Origin of the sequence: Thermanaeromonas toyohensis ToBE, assembly GCF_900176005.1 — a bacterium.
Lineage (GTDB): Bacteria > Bacillota > DSM-521 > Neomoorellales > Neomoorellaceae > Thermanaeromonas > Thermanaeromonas toyohensis.
Genome location: NZ_LT838272.1, coordinates 1,369,940 through 1,385,588, shown reverse-complemented (window position 1 = coordinate 1,385,588; position 15,649 = coordinate 1,369,940). Strand labels below are relative to the sequence as shown.

The 15,649-nt window shown below is 51.5% G+C and carries 15 protein-coding genes and 1 pseudogene; all 16 read right to left on the bottom strand.

What is annotated here, in order from left to right:
- Nucleotides 1-58 precede the first annotated feature (58 nt).
- Complete coding sequence (locus B9A14_RS18240; protein WP_157110054.1) at nucleotides 59-145, bottom strand: NgoMIV family type II restriction endonuclease; 87 nt, start codon at nucleotides 143-145, stop codon at nucleotides 59-61.
- A 746-nt stretch (nucleotides 146-891) separates the two neighbouring features.
- Nucleotides 892-1,800 (bottom strand): HhH-GPD family protein, encoded by a 909-nt coding sequence (locus B9A14_RS06885; RefSeq protein ID WP_084664988.1) that lies wholly within the window; start codon nucleotides 1,798-1,800, stop codon nucleotides 892-894.
- 4 nt (nucleotides 1,801-1,804) lie between these two features.
- On the bottom strand, nucleotides 1,805-2,788 hold the full coding sequence (locus B9A14_RS06880; protein ID WP_084664987.1) for a Cfr10I/Bse634I family restriction endonuclease: 984 nt from the start codon (nucleotides 2,786-2,788) through the stop codon (nucleotides 1,805-1,807).
- Nucleotides 2,789-2,807: 19 nt separating this feature from the next.
- A complete protein-coding gene (locus B9A14_RS06875; RefSeq protein WP_084664986.1) occupies nucleotides 2,808-3,539 on the bottom strand; it encodes a hypothetical protein in 732 nt (243 codons plus the stop codon).
- Nucleotides 3,536-5,269, bottom strand: coding sequence for a DEAD/DEAH box helicase family protein (locus B9A14_RS06870; protein ID WP_197686577.1), 1,734 nt, complete (start codon nucleotides 5,267-5,269; stop codon nucleotides 3,536-3,538). Before B9A14_RS06870 ends, B9A14_RS06875 begins: the two co-directional genes overlap by 4 nt.
- 5 nt (nucleotides 5,270-5,274) lie before the next feature.
- Entirely contained in the window at nucleotides 5,275-7,797 is a 2,523-nt protein-coding gene (locus B9A14_RS06865; RefSeq protein ID WP_084664985.1) for an ATP-binding protein, read from the bottom strand.
- Complete coding sequence (locus B9A14_RS06860; RefSeq protein WP_197686576.1) at nucleotides 7,784-8,941, bottom strand: DNA cytosine methyltransferase; 1,158 nt, start codon at nucleotides 8,939-8,941, stop codon at nucleotides 7,784-7,786. Before B9A14_RS06860 ends, B9A14_RS06865 begins: the two co-directional genes overlap by 14 nt.
- Nucleotides 8,942-9,287: 346 nt before the next feature.
- A complete protein-coding gene (locus B9A14_RS06855) occupies nucleotides 9,288-10,724 on the bottom strand; it encodes an ISLre2 family transposase (protein ID WP_084664984.1) in 1,437 nt (478 codons plus the stop codon).
- 60 nt (nucleotides 10,725-10,784) lie between these two features.
- Nucleotides 10,785-11,027: a hypothetical protein gene (locus B9A14_RS06850; RefSeq protein WP_084664983.1), complete on the bottom strand. Its 243-nt coding sequence runs from the start codon at nucleotides 11,025-11,027 to the stop codon at nucleotides 10,785-10,787.
- Nucleotides 11,028-11,463: 436 nt separating this feature from the next.
- On the bottom strand, nucleotides 11,464-11,895 hold the full coding sequence (locus B9A14_RS06845; protein ID WP_084664982.1) for a hypothetical protein: 432 nt from the start codon (nucleotides 11,893-11,895) through the stop codon (nucleotides 11,464-11,466).
- Entirely contained in the window at nucleotides 11,892-12,593 is a 702-nt protein-coding gene (locus B9A14_RS17375) for a hypothetical protein (protein ID WP_084664981.1), read from the bottom strand. The genes B9A14_RS06845 and B9A14_RS17375 overlap by 4 nt, the downstream gene beginning before the upstream one ends.
- A 168-nt stretch (nucleotides 12,594-12,761) precedes the next feature.
- Nucleotides 12,762-13,328 (bottom strand): GerMN domain-containing protein, encoded by a 567-nt coding sequence (locus B9A14_RS06835; RefSeq protein ID WP_084664980.1) that lies wholly within the window; start codon nucleotides 13,326-13,328, stop codon nucleotides 12,762-12,764.
- Nucleotides 13,329-13,401: 73 nt separating this feature from the next.
- The gene (locus B9A14_RS06830; protein ID WP_084664979.1) at nucleotides 13,402-13,752 is read right to left on the bottom strand and encodes a hypothetical protein; all 351 of its coding nucleotides are present in this window, start codon (nucleotides 13,750-13,752) and stop codon (nucleotides 13,402-13,404) included.
- Nucleotides 13,753-13,768: 16 nt separating this feature from the next.
- A complete protein-coding gene (locus tag B9A14_RS18095; protein WP_277995846.1) occupies nucleotides 13,769-14,221 on the bottom strand; it encodes a M23 family metallopeptidase in 453 nt (150 codons plus the stop codon).
- A gap of 99 nt (nucleotides 14,222-14,320) precedes the next feature.
- Nucleotides 14,321-14,710, bottom strand: a complete 390-nt coding sequence (locus B9A14_RS18090; protein ID WP_277995845.1) for a hypothetical protein — start codon at nucleotides 14,708-14,710, stop codon at nucleotides 14,321-14,323.
- Nucleotides 14,710-15,648: pseudogene (locus B9A14_RS06820) on the bottom strand (VirB4 family type IV secretion system protein); the annotation flags it as partial. The pseudogene B9A14_RS06820 and the gene B9A14_RS18090, both read right to left, overlap by 1 nt.
- Nucleotide 15,649: the final 1 nt, after the last annotated feature.

The window sequence follows — 15,649 nt, the reverse complement described above, 5'->3', positions numbered from 1 at the left end:
AAGATATTGGCGGTAGCCCGACCTCTCCCGTCCATGCTAATCCTTATACCTGCTCCTTCTAATCAAGTTTAAGGGATTCAGTACGGGCATTCTGGACCTGGTCGCTCCGGAGGGGCCACTTGCTGGACACGCTAGCATGAAGGATGAGCGGCCGGGGGAGATCTTATTTTTCCGTTTCCGGAACGGTGTATAAATAGCGTAGAGGTCACCCCAACAATTATCCCGGGCTGATTGATCTTATTCGTCCGGCCACAGTTCACGGGCAATAATAATATCAGGTGTGATGAGGTAATCCTGCATAAAGAGGACGATAGCCCCGGGCTCTCGCTCCCGAGCCGTTTTACAAGAGCGTGGAGGGCAGCAAGGTGACTATAGGGTTCATACCGTGCAATGCCCGGTTCAGCCTGGCTGGTACTAAATCCCGGGGTTCGGGACGGGCGTGCTCAAGCGAGCAAAAGGTTCTCTCTGGGAAGTCTTCTGTGTGTTTAAAGGTGTCTTGCCACCAGATTGCTCACTACCTTATGGGAAGAAGCATGTTCAGTAACGGCTTAACAAAATAACACGCCCTGGCGGCCGGGAGCACAACCAGCACGCCCGGCCCCGCAGCGGGGCGGTACACGCGGTCGCGGTAAAGCCAAGATACCCGGAGCCACACTCATGCAATACGTAGCAGCCATGATGCCCGCACGCTACTCCCTATAGGCCGCCGGGCAGTGGTAGGGGCCTTCCTTCACCTCCTATCCAGCCAGGCGGTAGGAGGGCCTTGGGGCGCTATTCCAGCAAACTAGCACCCTCTCGGAGGAGCAGGGTAACAACCCTTGCTTCAGGCTGCAGGTGCGACGGTAAAGGATATTCCTTTAATGAAACAACCGCGTATAATCCAGTTACTGCTCAATCTCCGTACACCCAGGCTATCTTGCCTTCCAAGCTAGCGCCACAGTAATGTTGTACTGAAAACCGCCTCATATCCAACTCAGAAATAGCCCCACTAGTTATAGGGGCCCGGGTATATTTCGCGATTAACCCCAAAATACTTTTGGCTTTGGGGACGCTACCTAACCCTACTAATTCAGCAAGCCGTAAGGGGACTTGTGCCAAGTCCCACTGTAATTTACACAGCTCCAACCTCTGCATAGCACTTAAGCCTTGCCACACGGAAGAGTGACCTGCATAAGAGCAGCCTGCATTTAGAGGGCAAGCAACACAATCCGGTTGCTGCGGGGTACACATAAGAGCCCCCAAATCCAGCAAGCCCCAGTTGTACTCTTTCACGCATTGTTTTGGCAGCAAAGCAGAAGCTATCAACCAGTAAGCCCTTGTCCTCACCGGGTTTGAGGTATTACCTGGAACTCCGAAAAACCTGCCCAGTAACCTGGCTATATTAGCATCAACAATAGGTGCTGGCTGACCAAGGTAAAAACACCGCGTCGCGTTAGCTATGTATGGCCCTATATGAGGGATTTCTAACAGCTGGCCCAGGTCCTGCGGTAATTTGCCACTATAATTGGTACGCAAATACTTTGCGATTTCATCTATAGCAACCATCCGCTGGTGCTGCAGGCCAAGGGGCTTTAGTGCCCTGTAAAGCTCTTCACGGTTCTGCCCTGAAGATAAAAACTCCTTCACATAAGCGATTATCTCAGTATAGGCTTTACTGACTTGCTCAGCCGTTGTTTTCCGTAGCAATAACTCCGTAAGCAGGCCAACTGCTGGCTCAATGCCTCCTCGCCGCCACGGGAACGCTCGCCCGTTTGACTCGAACCACCGGATTACTAGGTACTGAAATTCAACTTCCGTCATGCTCTCACACCCTGTTTTTTTGCAGTGATTCTAGCCTTTCTTTAATCTTCGAGAAAACCTGATCTATATCTCCAAGCCTGCCCGCGTAAAATGTCTCATCCACCGCGCGCTCCGGCCTGAGCCTTATGTCTACCAGGGTGCTGGTTGTTGCTGTAATAAGGGCTCTTGCGTCCTTCTTGCCAGGGGCTTTTTTGCCATTAACAATAGCATAAAATGGTGGTATCTCATAGCTATAATCCCAGAAGCGTGTTTTGAAATGGAGCATTACAGCTTTAAAGATATTACCCTCGTAAACGAGCTGCAGCCGCCTGTCCGGCCGCAAACTATCTTTAACACCAATTGCGCATATTACATCTGTATACTTGCACTTGTTTCTAAAGCCCCTGTATAAATTCTCCAGGTACTCAAAATTCCTATATAAGTCCTCTAGGCGCCCAAGGTTCTCAAGAGAAAAATCCTTATGCTTTACCGGACAGCTTTTATGTTCTCCGGCTTTTAATGTAACAACGACAAAGTCAGGGTTAGATGTCTCCAGAGCAACCCCGTGATTATCTAAGTGTTTTTTCAGGCTTCCAATTACCTTCTCTTCTTCTTCAGAGCAAAAAATCTTTACAAAATTAAACTTAGCGGCATCTGGTAACTTTAGTACAAAGTAGGGTATACCCCCGATATTTTTGCAGTATTCATACCACCTGGACCACAGCCAAAAACTCACAACTTTCTCAAACCAAGCACCCCTGACGTTATTAAAGGACTGGTCTCTCGGCTCTATACCGTAGTGTTTTTGGGAAGCCTTTTTAATCCCGTTCTGTAATTCGTCCAATAAATCAGAGGTCACCTTACCAACCAATTCGCTAAGGGGTTTTTGTGACAGGTATTTCAAGAGGCACTTTGAACTCTCAATACTGGACAATTTTACTCTCTGCTTGCCATCTTTACCTTTTTCAACACTTAGACACCTGGGAGTAGTGCAGTTCTTACAATTCACCCCCTACCCCCCTATTCCATTACTCCAGTCTCATCTTACCCGCCTCTACCATCAGGTAGAGGCCTCCGGCGCAAACCACATGGAACGTACGCCCGCCTAGCTGGACAACTACGCCCCCCTCCGGCTTGTGGGGACTTCTGATAACAGCATAAGTTCCCTCCTTTACTCCCGGCAGGGAACTGCCAGCCACCAGGAAAACCCGCGTGCCACCACACTCATGCTTGTATACCCCCGGGGCCAGTGGCTCTGCGCGTGTGCCAGCAACACTCTCGAGCGCTTGCGACACACCACGCACGTCGCTGGTCACGACCACTACCTCTGATGTTACCACTGGTGACGCAGCTCCCCTCAATTTTGCTTTGATTTTTTCAGCTTGAACAGGGTCCATTTCTTTTAGCGTACCCGGAGGGTGTGTTGCCTGCCCCACAAAGGCGATGTGCTTTTTCTTGTTGTACCTGAACCACTCGATATACGGGAGGTTTGCCAGGATTGTCTCTGGCTGGTTGCGGCTGGAGCCGGAACCGTAAAGGACCGATTCAACATGTACGGCTGGCTTCTTGCATAGCTCATCCCATATGCGCCTTATTTCTTGGAACGGGCGTGACTTTACTTCGCCAGATTTTGCCTGTACCAGTATCCTGCCGTGTTCTTCATCAACCTCAATGATAGTTATTTCGGCACCCGGCCTGATGCTGTTAAGCTTCATGCCCACAAGGCACTTGATATCATCAATTACCTGGCTGAACTTCACCTGCGACCACCCGGAAGCACCGGCGGAAACTTGAGTATACTTGCATCCTCTCCTGCGCTTTCTACAGCCGCTATATCCTCCAGCCACTGGCGCAAAAAGGACTCTGTCTCAGGATCCTCACCACCGACCCGCCTGAATGTCACTTTGTGCGGGAGGCTGATCCGCACGGGGTTCCCCGGGGACGGACCATACCCCTCATTAAGGCTGTCCTTCAATTCAAGCCCCGCAGCAAACCTCCTGATGTCAGAGACGAAGTCTAGCACAATCACTTTTTCCTTCCCCGGAGCGATACGGAGGCCGCGCCCCAATTGCTGGACGAAAATACGCCTGCTGTGCGTCACGCGCTGGAACACGATAATGTTAACCTCTGGTACGTCAATCCCTTCATTAAATATATCAACCGCACATACCGCACCAATAACCCCGTCGTGAAAGTCGGAAAGGATCCGGTTACGCTCGTAAGATGGCATACTCCTCCCCGTAGCCGTCGCAGAGTAAATAGCTGCCGCATTGCAAAATCCCAGGGCGTTTATCCTGTCACGCATAGTAATAGCGTGGTCTACCGTACCGCAAAAGATTATTGCCCTGGGGTTCGTCTGCTCTTCCCACGCCCGCTTCAGCTCGTGAACAACAGCGTCATCCCACTCATTTATAAAAAGCGTCCGGTTAATTTGCCTCGGTGAAAACTTTGAGCCGTGGAGGTTTCTCAGGGCATCCCAGTTAATATTATCAGTATACATGCGGTAATCCACATTTGAAAGGAATCCCTTTTTCAACCCTGTCACTATATCAATACATACTAGCGGCTCGCCAAAGTACTCCCTCAGGTCCACCTCATCAGGGCGCCACGGCGTAGCCGTCAAGCCGATAAGGAACGGTCCGGAGGGCTTCCCGGCGCGGGTTCCGTCCAGAATAGTGCGGTACATTTCCGCGCCAACGTGGTGGCACTCGTCAACCAGGATAATGTCAAAATATGGCAGGTCGCCCCCATTTTTAACATACGCAGCCACCGTGTTCAAACAGGCAAACACGAAAGGCGCCCTTTTAAGGTCGTCAGGCCCGGGTTGCTCGTACTGGTTCCAAACAAGTGTCTCTTGGTCCTTCCTCAAAAATGGCCAGAACGCCCGCTCAAGCTGGTAAACTAGCTCGTTCGTGTGGGCAATCGCAAGCACCCTCACAGGGGACAAAGCGTTCAGCCGCCTGATAGACTCGCACGCGACAAAAGTTTTACCCAGGCCCGTGGCCATCACGATCATGGCCCTCCGCGTGTACCCCTCTGTGTAAGCCCGCACTATAGCCCTGATAGCTTCTTCCTGGTACTCGCGGGGCTCTGGTAACTGGCAGCCATCAGCAAGCCTCCGGGCCCGGCTCACGAGCGCCCCGGAATCCCACAGCTGCAGCGGCACGCCCCGGCTGAGGAGAACCTGCTGGTGCTCGCGGAGGTTCCTGTCAAACCCGTTGAGCGCGACTATTACCGGGACCTGGGCCCTGTAAACAGTCATTGCCTTCAGCACCTGATCGGCCAGCTCTACCCCTGCTCTCTTACGCCAGTGCTTGATCTGGAAAAGCCAGCGCTTACCATTGCGGTGCGCTATCAGATCCGCACCGCGGTCGCCTGGCTGGTCAACAACACGAATACCGGTAAACCCCTCATATACCAGCAGCCTCGCCACAGCACGCACGAACCCCTGCCACGTACAGGACATGAGAGTTTTTTCGCTGATAAACAAGGTGCTCAGACCACCTTTTGTTGCAAAAATTCCAGTGACATCCGTGCCCTCTGCGTGATAATAGCTTCAGGTGCCCTGTACCTCAAAAAACTTGAAACATCTTCCAGGCAGTTGAGGTAGGTGGCTACGATACTTTTCCGGGCTTGCTCAACCGCCACATCAGGGAGCCCACTAATCCCTGCATAAGTAACTTGCCAGAACTTGCCATCAAAGAACTCTTCCGGGTACTTATGGAATATGTCAACAACTGTCTGCTCGTCTATGTAGTACAGGTATTCTCCCGATTGCTTCATGTCACCCAAATTGCTTATATCAATGTTCCGGCCAAGCAAATTATTAACCAAGTGCTTCTTTTGATCATCGCTCAAATCATTAAATATATCTTTCGCCCTTTCGCCAAGGAGGTGGGGCAACCGCTGCCTTAGAGCGTCGAAGAAAGCCAGGATATCTTCCCGGAGCCGCTCGGCGCTATCCTCTAGTGCATCGGACCACCTCATGTCCAGAATTTCCCACTGCAAGTTAGAAAGTGTGTGCAGGCCCTGGTATTGTTGCTGGGCACACAACCTGCGGTTATAGTCATACAAGAAAAGGGCCACTTCCGCCGCAATCATTTGTTCCGGGCGCACCCGGAACGTCTTGAACAATCTGTGGTTTTTGTCTACAAAAACCTCTATCTTCTCCCCCTTAAACGCTATGAGGGGGACCTGCTTGTCCGGCTGGTCCGGGGGCGATATAGGGACCTTCGTTATGTAAGTATCTACATCTACCGGGGCGCTACGGCTTCCATCCGCCAGCAGCACCGTGCACCCCGGAATAGAAAGTTCGTCTGACTTGTACGAATGCTTCAGCAGGTACTCCTTAGATAAAGTATTTTCAGTGCCACGTTGCATGCCACAGCTGCTGCAAGTTTTTTCGTCCGGGCTGTTACGCCTCCCGCACACAAGGCATTTCCACGGTTCTTGCACTTGGGGTTCCTGCAAGGTCCCGCAGTGCGGGCACGAAGGCGCTGACTTCGGGATAAACTGCCTGCATTCTGGATTCAAACACGTTTTCCCGATTAAAACTCTTTCACATACAGTGCATACTTCGCTGGTTTTGAGGTTCTGTGCCGCACATTCCGGACACTCAACAAGTTCCTCCAGTGGTGGCTTGTCAGCTTCTTCGACTAGCTTCCACCATTCGGTGTCATCGTAGTAGCCTGGCTCTCTCCTCTTAAATCTTTCATAGAATTCCCTTTCAACATCGCGGCTTACACGGACAGGTCTTTTCTTTTCCGGATCCCAGTACCCCATGTACAAATCTGTTTTCCCGGGAACTCTCACACGCCTGTAACCCTGGTATAGCTTGAACAGGGGGCTGTTGTTTTGGTCGGCACCCGGCTGGTTTGGCTGGAGGGAGCTATCACCTCTCAGAAAAGACATTGCCCTCTGCCATTCAGGGCTGGTGCGCTGGAAATCTTGTTTCAAGAAATCTACTGGTACGTGGTCAAGGTGCACCTCACCAACTATCCGGCCGTAAGGCTGGTCTATCGGGTAATCTTTGATTGTCCTCTTAAACTCATCAACATATTCAAAGAAAGCTGCTTTTTCGCCAATCCGGATAGCCCTACCGTTCCGGATCAAATCTATCCCGAAATCGGTAGGGTGGTCAAAGCGCTGGATACCTACCCAGCCCCGAATCCTCTCCTCAATGGTCCTCAGATTACTGGACCCACAAGCGGGGCATTGCTTGTGGCCCGCGGGAACAAGAGCAGTACAAGAGCAACAACGTATCTGGGTGCCAACAACCTCATTAAAGCGGAACACAGCCGGGATTTTACCGTAACCCTTCCGCTCAACATACCTCGAATCACTCCACACGCAGTGCTCGAACGGCTCGCAAGGGTCCCCGTTAATAATTATGCGAACCCCACGCTCCCGCAAGATTGTGGCGTACCGCCTCCCGATTTCTTCCCGCACTTTAGGTATCCCGTATTGTACCAGCTTCCGTACAAACCCGCTATTAGGGTTTCCCTCTGGCCACCAGCCTGATATTTCGACTAGAGTACCGTGCTCAAATTCTTTCTGTTTGCGGCTAAACGGTACCCTGTAACTCCCTGATTGCCTTATTTGTTCCAAATCTATTACCACTTCTATGGCAGTGTCCTCTTCCTTGCGCGCTGTCAAAAACCTGGTCACCCTCCCCAGCTTGCCGGTTGATATATTAAAACCCATTCCGAACAGGCCCAGGCTATCAAACGGGTTATTTCCAGAAAAACCCGCCCGCAAAGCTTTTTCTGCCATGTCGCGGGTCAGGCCAGGTCCGTTATCGCGCACCCTTATACTTCCCCCACCATGCTTTATGTCCGAAGGGCGCGGTAAATCTATAACAACAAGGGGGTGCTCGACCGGAATTCCTTGCAATTTTGCGGTCTGGAACGAGTCAATAGCGTTATCGATAAGCTCACACAGAGCATCAAGTGGCTGCATAGGAGTATGAGTAAGAGCAATTAGCACTTTCGGGTCAGGAGTCAGGTCAAACGTATCCATTTAGCTCCCCCCTAAGAACTTTTATAAATGACAGCGCCACGGCATAAGCCAGCCTGACGGGTACACCATTCCCTATCATTTTAAACTTATCCGAAAGGGGCAAGTCGGGCGGTAAGGCGTACCCGTCAGGAACTGTTTGTATCCGCATTGCTTCCCTCACCGTTAACCTCCGGGGCAGAGTCGGGTGAAGGTGTACTTCGTTATTCCCGTAAGCTGCCGTGGGACTATACCGCCACCTGTGCAAGCGCTTAAAGCTTTTTCTGGAAACGTCACCCTCCGGGATTGTCAAGAATTTTCTACTATACGGCCTGAAACCCTCTAACCCGTTAGGGAGTCGGGCAATCTCCTCAGTATTACAAATCAGCGGCCCCACAACCAGCTCATCCGGAATGCCCTCCGGCTTTTCAGGCTCGCCACCGAACGGTGACAAATCAGGCCACGGGTACTTGTTCTTAGCATCCGGGTATAAAGGCTCAGGCCAAGGAAACCAGCCTCCCAAAACAGGTAATTGCCCGAAATACCTTTTTAACCACTTTTTATGGAAACCAACCACAAAAAGGCGCTCCCTGTCTTGCGGCACACCGTATTCCAGGGCATTTAGGACTTTGTAATCCAACGTGTAGTGCGTTTCGAGTTGTGTGAGGAGCCTCCTGAGAAACTCCCTGTGTTTTGCTGTGCGGATTAGCCCCGGCACATTTTCATAAAGGAAAAACACGGGTTGCAAATCCAGTATCTTATCAACGAACACTTTAGAAAGCCGACCTTGCTCGCCATTCTCTCCCCTGTTTTTTCCGCCAACGGAAAAGTCAGGGCAGGGGGGGCCACCTATAATCCCGAAAAGCCCGGGGCGTGGCGTGTTCCCGAAAGCTTCTTTTGCTATCTGCCTCGCACCCAAGTTAACTATAGATTCTGTATTTACTTTGCAAGGTTCGCGACCCGTCAAGGAAGCCACACCATACTCATAACCCTTTACAAAAGACCGATTATACTCGTTACACCAAATTATTTTAAATCCCGCCTGCATAAAGCCAAGATCAAGAAAACCAGCACCTGTGAAGAAAGAAAGCAACGGTACTTCTACTGCAAGCTCAGGTGCAGGACCTAGTGCCAGGGACTGGTTTCCTGCTACCATACCCTGAGCCAACACTCCCTCACCCCTCTCTTTTTCTCTCTAAGAAGATTATAATCTTGTAACCCTGACATGTCACTTGCCACCACCCGGGTCCGTGTCAAGGGTTAATAGGTACGTGTCCGTGTCAAGATATAGTAGGTGCGTTCAGAAAGAATTTCTCCGGATGAGACCTCACCGTTCGATAATATAGCTTTGCCGTACAGGTCATGGCGGCTATCTTACCCATGGCAAACCTTGGATATTGGTTTGGCAAAGCTGTAAGAGAAGGTAATAAGACACCCCTCCTAGCCCTTCCCTCTGAAAGGCTATACTAGCTTTAGTTCTACCTTTTCGCCCTCTAAAGCTCAAAAACATCCGACTACCCCACAAGAGCCCAAAGACTTGGCCGGGTAAGTTCCCGTAAAACGTGCTTTACCCATATCCGGTCGGCATATGGACCCCTTAGAGCCGGTAAGGATACCCGTAACCATTTCTCTATATCCTCCACCTTGGGCCTATCTACTTCTTTCGCTTTAGCCTTTACTATCTCTTTCAGTTTCTGTTGTTCCACTGGCCAGCGCCATATGTACTGTTCTAGCTCTCCGTTGGCCTTGGCGGCTAATACACGAGCCATGCGGTCTGCACCTGAGGTCGTCCACCTGGCCCCCAGACGTTTCGTCCGCCGGGCTATGTTGTGTTGTATCTGCCCCTCTATAGCACCTAGTCGCTGCGCTCCAGGTGAATTAATTACCCCTGCCCAGTTCTCTTTGAGGTATTGTAATAGCTTGGTGATCCTTTTCTTCCTGTCACCCCGGCTCTTCTTCTCCGCTTCCTCAAGTACTCTTCGGGTTTCCTCCCAGTTGCCCTGGGATATCGCTAAACCTACTTTACTAAAGGTTTCTTCATCATGCCAGAGAGCCTCGGTTAAATGCTTGCTTAGGTGATAAGGGTCTAAGCGATATTCAGCACCCGGAAAGTATTCTACCCCCTGTTTAGGCCACTCCGCCCCGTCTCCGCCTATGTAAATCTTCTTGGTCTGGCTTAAGTCCCATTTTTCCCCTATTAAAGCATAGCTTTCTTCCCAGGCTCCTTCCCCATCCCTTAAGCTGCTTATCACCAGCTTGTTCTTTAAACTAAAGCGTCCCCGTCTTACTTCTTCCTTCCCTTCATAGGCTACTATATGCTTGATTTCCCCTCGCTTCTCCTTTTCCCTCTGCAGGCGTATTATCACCCCGTCGGCTTCTATGTATAGCTCCGGCGCCACTTCTTCCCCTCCAGGTACTTCACCATTCTCAAAAACTATTGCCCTCTTCTCTTCCCCTTCCTGCTTTAAAGCCTCCCCCACTTCTTGAAGGGCTTGCCATACTTTCATGGCGCTTACCCCAGGTGCTAAATACCCTAGTATCTCCGCCGCCCGGCCAAAGGATAGTTCACTACCCAGTTTCAGAAATAGCTCCTTTAGCCTTGGAGTAACCTTCGCCCGAGAAGGCCAGCCTAAAACTTCGTCTAGGAAAAATTTGGTCTCCCCAGTCTCTTTGTTCCTGTACAAGCGCCTCCTGTAAATAAATTCCCCAAAGGTGCTTAAAGCTGTCTTGGCCCGAAATCCTACCACTTCCCAAAGGCTCCGGTCACGTTCATTCATCAGCCGTGTATCTATCTGTTCTAGTGCCCAGGTTAACATCTGGCTACAAACCTTCTGCGTTAGTTCGTGTATCCCTTTCTCCAGCTCATAAAAATCCTTGCATTCCCCAATTAGTTTCTCAAGTCCACTCGCAAATAGAAGGACTCCCCCTACTATTTGGCGAATATCTATCATGAGACCTCACGCTCCTTTTGCTTTCAGTGTTTTTCCCTGGTGAGGTCTCTTTTTTCTTTATTACATCCCTATTCTCCTGCTGCTACCTACTGAAATTTTACACGGCCTAGGTACGTTTAGAAGAGCTTGCCATACAGTCATGGCGCTTACCTCAGGTGCAAAATAGTTCAGTATCTCCGCTGCCGGGCGGTTACCAGGTTGTTCTCTCTGATAAAAGCTCGTAGCTGTTCTTTGGTAAAGGTAGGTACCATTGGTCTTACCCCCTGGCTTAAGTTTAGCATTTATCCAGAGGGGTTTACACAAAATTTTCCACTCCCACAACTATTGGGGGCAGGGTTCCTGGGCAGTACATGCTCAACCGTAATATTGCAGCGATAGGTTTCTAAGTACAAGTTATTATGCGTTTTTACATAATCAGTTCTACGGTTTCCTTAAAATATCCTGCAGCAGGGTCTAATTCTTCTTTAAAAGTTCAGTGGAGACTGATAATAAGTAGGCCTTCGGATGCCAATCCTTTTTTAACCCACATTACCTTGTGCGGCAGATATGCAAAATCCAGCCGCCCAGCTGGTAAAGGCAATCCGGAGATTCTGCCCGTGAAATAACAGCTTAGGTAAAGCGTGAACCTATCTACGGCAGACCCTTACCCTTGTCACCCCCGGCCCAGGGTGACAGTACAATAAAGCGGCATCCGGAAGGACATTACAATGTGAGGTGATGTACCACCCTTTAAACATTTTTATTTCCTCCTCCAGGGCCACAAACTTCTCTTAGGAAAATCTTTAGCCCGCGGCAATACTGGTTCAAGAAGCGCAATTAACGGTTCATCGGGCATTTTGAAGGGATCAGGAGCGTGGGGAAGCTTATAGGTGGCCGGTATCGCTCCCTTCAACCACCCGAGCATTTCTTCCGGCGGATCTATCAAGGCTATACGGTATGAGTCGATAGACTCCACCATCTCAAAGTCCCTTATCCTCCACCTGGCGGCGCTGGCCACAAGTATGGGGAGAGTGGCCCTCAATGCTTCCCTGTCCCTATCTTTCTCCCAATAGCCGAGGTCGCGGATGATATAGTCATATTGCCCAAGCCTCAAATCTGGTAGGACACGGTCGAACAAGAGACCCGTAGGTTTAGGGTCAATGAACTCGCTAAAGAAACCGTCCTGGGTCAAAAAATAAGCAAAAATATCAATCCCGTTAACTCTTTGGACCCTTTTATATTCCCCTCAGCAGCCTTAACAGTACGCAAATACTGGTCAAACGCATACCTCTGGCTATCTTCCACCAGGGCCACTTTGTGGCCTTGCCTGGCCAGGAAAGCACTTATAGCCAGGGCCGTATGAGTACAACCCAGGCCGGGGGCAGCTCCGATTACCGCAATAGTAACTGCTCCTGCTGGACGTTCCTGGATTACGACCTTCTCTTTTACCTGCTCACCTCCAGCTAATCCGGGAATAACATGCCACCTGGCGGCCTGAGCGTAAGTTGCCGGGGGACCAGCGAGGGCCTGGCCAACTAGAGCTCCCCAATCGGTATCAGGAGATGCGGATAATATATCATAAATACCCAGGCCTACCAGCCCGGCCACCGTAGGGTCACCTGGCTCTCTTCCTGGAGCTAGAACAATTATTCTGGTATGGGGCCTGGCTATGCGGTAGCCCTGAACGGCGTGTAGCAGGTCCGGTCCCGGGGCAACGTCCAAGTCGAGAATTAGAGCATCTGCTGCCACCCTGGCGGCAGACTGCAGGACATCTCGGATACCCAGGGAATCTATCAATCCAGCATGGTCGAATACGATGTTGCCGTATGGTTGGATGACCTCCCTTACTCTATCAGCCCGTACAGGGGTAAGTATCAAAACAAACATCATGTAAGACCGCTCCTTTCCCAAAATAAAAAAACCCAGGAAACCCCCTGGAAGTCCGTGGATTTAACATATCCATTCGCTTTGTACACTACTGCAGGTTTAGAGCTTATAACCGTCGCCCCTCGGCCGGATCTGGTAAAGAATGCGCCACCCCCCCTTATCTCTTTTTTCTCAGTCCAACTTCAAAACTTCTTCGTTTCTCCCTAACGGCTGAGTAGTATCCACATGACCTGCCAGAGACTCTACCTTCCTACCTTCCACCAGAATCTGGACTCTCTCAATTTCCGGGAGCTTAGTAAGGGTGTTGGCAATAGCCGCCAGAACCAGGACTTCTCCTCGAGATCCTACACTAAGGCGAGTGATCTCCTGGCTAAAATCTACCGTAGCTAAACCTTTTTCCACTTTAACCCCCAACACCCTTACATTCTGGGGGAGTACAGGCTTAAGGGAGGGATCCTTAGGACCGGCTATCAATTCTTGTAAAACCCTTTCCGGGGTACACTGGGTAGCGTCTAGGCGGCGTAACTCTGGAGCAAGGTAGAAGTCGTTAGGAGTTTCCTTAATAAAATAAAGGGCGACAGTCCTCTCAGCTGTAGCTTGGAGCTTTTGCTGGGCGGCTGCGAGCTGGCTCTGTAGTTCGGCAACTTGTTTTTCTAGTTCCGAGATCCTGTCGCGAGTACATCCAAAGAGAAAAATTGCCAGTAAAACAGAAAGCAACACCAAATACGACTTGCGCATCTTTTTCCTCCTTAGAGCTTCTTGGTTTATAGTTTATATGTTACCATAATCGCCATAATTCATGTATGTTTTCCTACAACTCTCTTCTTCCCTTCTCCAGCAACCTTCTCAGGACCACCATTACCCTCTCCAGGCTATAACCCTGCCCTAGCGCCACCGAGCCTAGCAGTAAAGCAAGCTGGAGAGAGACCGGCTGGCGGCCCTCATTACGGCTTCCACCGAAGAGTATTTCTACAAGAAGTAAGATGGGGTGCGACTTCAGCATGGCATACTCCCTCATGGACATCTTCAAGGCCGGGTTACCTGGATCGGCCAGGGCCAGGGCTTCCCTGGCAGCCCTGGCATTTTCCCTGGCGATTTCCGCCGCTTGCAGGTGGGCGGCATAAAGCTCAATGGCTTGGTCATAATGTTTTACTTCTACCATTAGGGGTTCCTCCTCTTTATTTGAAGTAATCAATCGGGTTTACCGGCTGGTGGTGAAACCTCACCTCGAAATGCAAGTGCGGCCCGGTAGATTTCCCTGTGGAGCCCACATACCCGATAACCTCACCGGCCTGGATCACCTGGCCTCTTTTGACTGCAACGCCCGACAGGTGAGCATAGATGGTCTCCATCCCTCCCCCGTGCTGGATGAATATGGCCAGGCCGTAGTTCCCCGCCCGGCCAGCGTGAGCCACAATACCGGGAGCAACGGCCACCACCGGTGTACCCTGAGGAGCGCCAATGTCTATTCCCGTATGGAAACCGTCAATACCCTCTACGGGGTCAATACGGGGACCGAAGCCGGATGTTACGGTGTAGACACCCGGCACCGGCCACTTCAGGGTCTTCTCCACTGGTATCCAATCTGGCGGCACTCCAGGGCCCACATCCAGGAGGAAGGACAGGTCCACGGTGAGGATGTTCCTCACTTTTTCCTTCTGCGCTTCGGTAAATCCTAAGTCATTAAGGACCTCACCGAGGTCCCTGAGCCGGTAGACCGGGTAACTCTCTCAGGTGGGCGGGTCGTCACCGATGCAGTGGGTGCAGGTGCCCTTTCTCTCTATGAACATCCCGGCTAGCTCCCTGGCCCTGTCCGGGGTGGCCTTCCGGAAGTCCTGTTCCAGCCTTACCGCCTCAATAGCAAGTAAAGGCTGCCAGTCCACGGTAACACCCGGGTCGCAGGGTGATTTCGTGCTTTCGCTCACCTCTTTGGCTGCGTCTACGTAGATCTGAGCCTGAGAAGGGGTAACTATAGGGACTCGCTCCCAGATGACAATCGGCCCTGCAAATAGCAGGGTCAGAAGAGCAACAGGGAGAATGAGTATTATCACGGCCCAGAGGAGCACTTTCTCCGGCTCAGGTAGAAGGGCCCAAGTTATTTTAGTTATTGGAGTGGCCACTAATGGCCACCTCCGGTTAAATATGGCATCTCGTAGGGCGCAGCCTCAATCTTCACGTGTACCCGTTGTGTCCCGGCCACCAGCAACCCTTCCCCACGTTTCGCAGTAGCCAGCAGGTCCCTCTCGGCTTCCGAGAGGTTCATTAAGTACGAAATTGCCTCCAGGTCCTTCTCACCCTGGGCCAAAAGGAGCTTGTAGGTCGGATTATCAAGGAGGGCCTGGCCGTGACGCTGTACTTCCGGGGCCAGGAAGTCTATCACGTTCTGGGTTATGACCACCAGGCCCCCCATGTATTTGCGGATCCTCTTGCTGGTATCTCTCAAGAAAGCCAGGGCCTGGGGCGTCTGGGGGTCCACCAAGAGCCAAGCTTCATCCACTACCAGCAGGGTCCTCTCCTGCCGGTCCCTCTCTATCAGGTCCCAGGCAAAGGAGAGGACGTTGAAATATTGCGCCCTCCTCACTGCGTCGTCGGCATTTTGTAAGTCGTGCACATCGAGCACGATTAAATCATTATCGGCACTGGCGGTGGTGGGCCCGGCCCATAAGGAGGCGTCCGCGCCCAGGGCCGCCCGTTTAAGTAGCACCGCCAGCCTGGAATAGGTCTCAGGCTGCTTTTCCGCTTGGCCGGCTATATAGGCGTGTAGCTCCCTCACGGTGGGCCACTTTTCTGCGGGTATAGACCCGGGGTCCGTATTCCAGGTTATGCCCGCCTGCCGGTAGACTTCTACTAGGGCGTCTTCCAGGGCGGCCTTCTCCAGGTCGGTAAGGTCCCGGCTATAAAGGGAGAAGAAGGTCCGGAGAGTCTGGAGGTGCAAAGCCAAAGGCCCCTGGCCGGACCTTTCGCCGCCTTGTTCCTCCTCATCGACGGGCACGGGCCTTACCTGGAGGGGGTTGATCCTTCCCTTGCCTCCGGCGCAGTTTATCCAGGCACCATTCAGA

Excerpts from the sequence above, each read along its gene's own strand:
- B9A14_RS06885 (WP_084664988.1), bottom strand. The coding sequence starts at position 1,800 with ATGACGGAAGTTGAATTTCAGTACCTAGTAATCCGGTGGTTCGAGTCA.
- B9A14_RS06865 (WP_084664985.1), bottom strand. The coding sequence starts at position 7,797 with ATGGATACGTTTGACCTGACTCCTGACCCGAAAGTGCTAATTGCTCTT.
- B9A14_RS06855 (WP_084664984.1), bottom strand. The coding sequence starts at position 10,724 with ATGATAGATATTCGCCAAATAGTAGGGGGAGTCCTTCTATTTGCGAGT.
- B9A14_RS17375 (WP_084664981.1), bottom strand. The coding sequence starts at position 12,593 with ATGATGTTTGTTTTGATACTTACCCCTGTACGGGCTGATAGAGTAAGG.
- B9A14_RS06835 (WP_084664980.1), bottom strand. The coding sequence starts at position 13,328 with ATGCGCAAGTCGTATTTGGTGTTGCTTTCTGTTTTACTGGCAATTTTT.
- B9A14_RS06830 (WP_084664979.1), bottom strand. The coding sequence starts at position 13,752 with ATGGTAGAAGTAAAACATTATGACCAAGCCATTGAGCTTTATGCCGCC.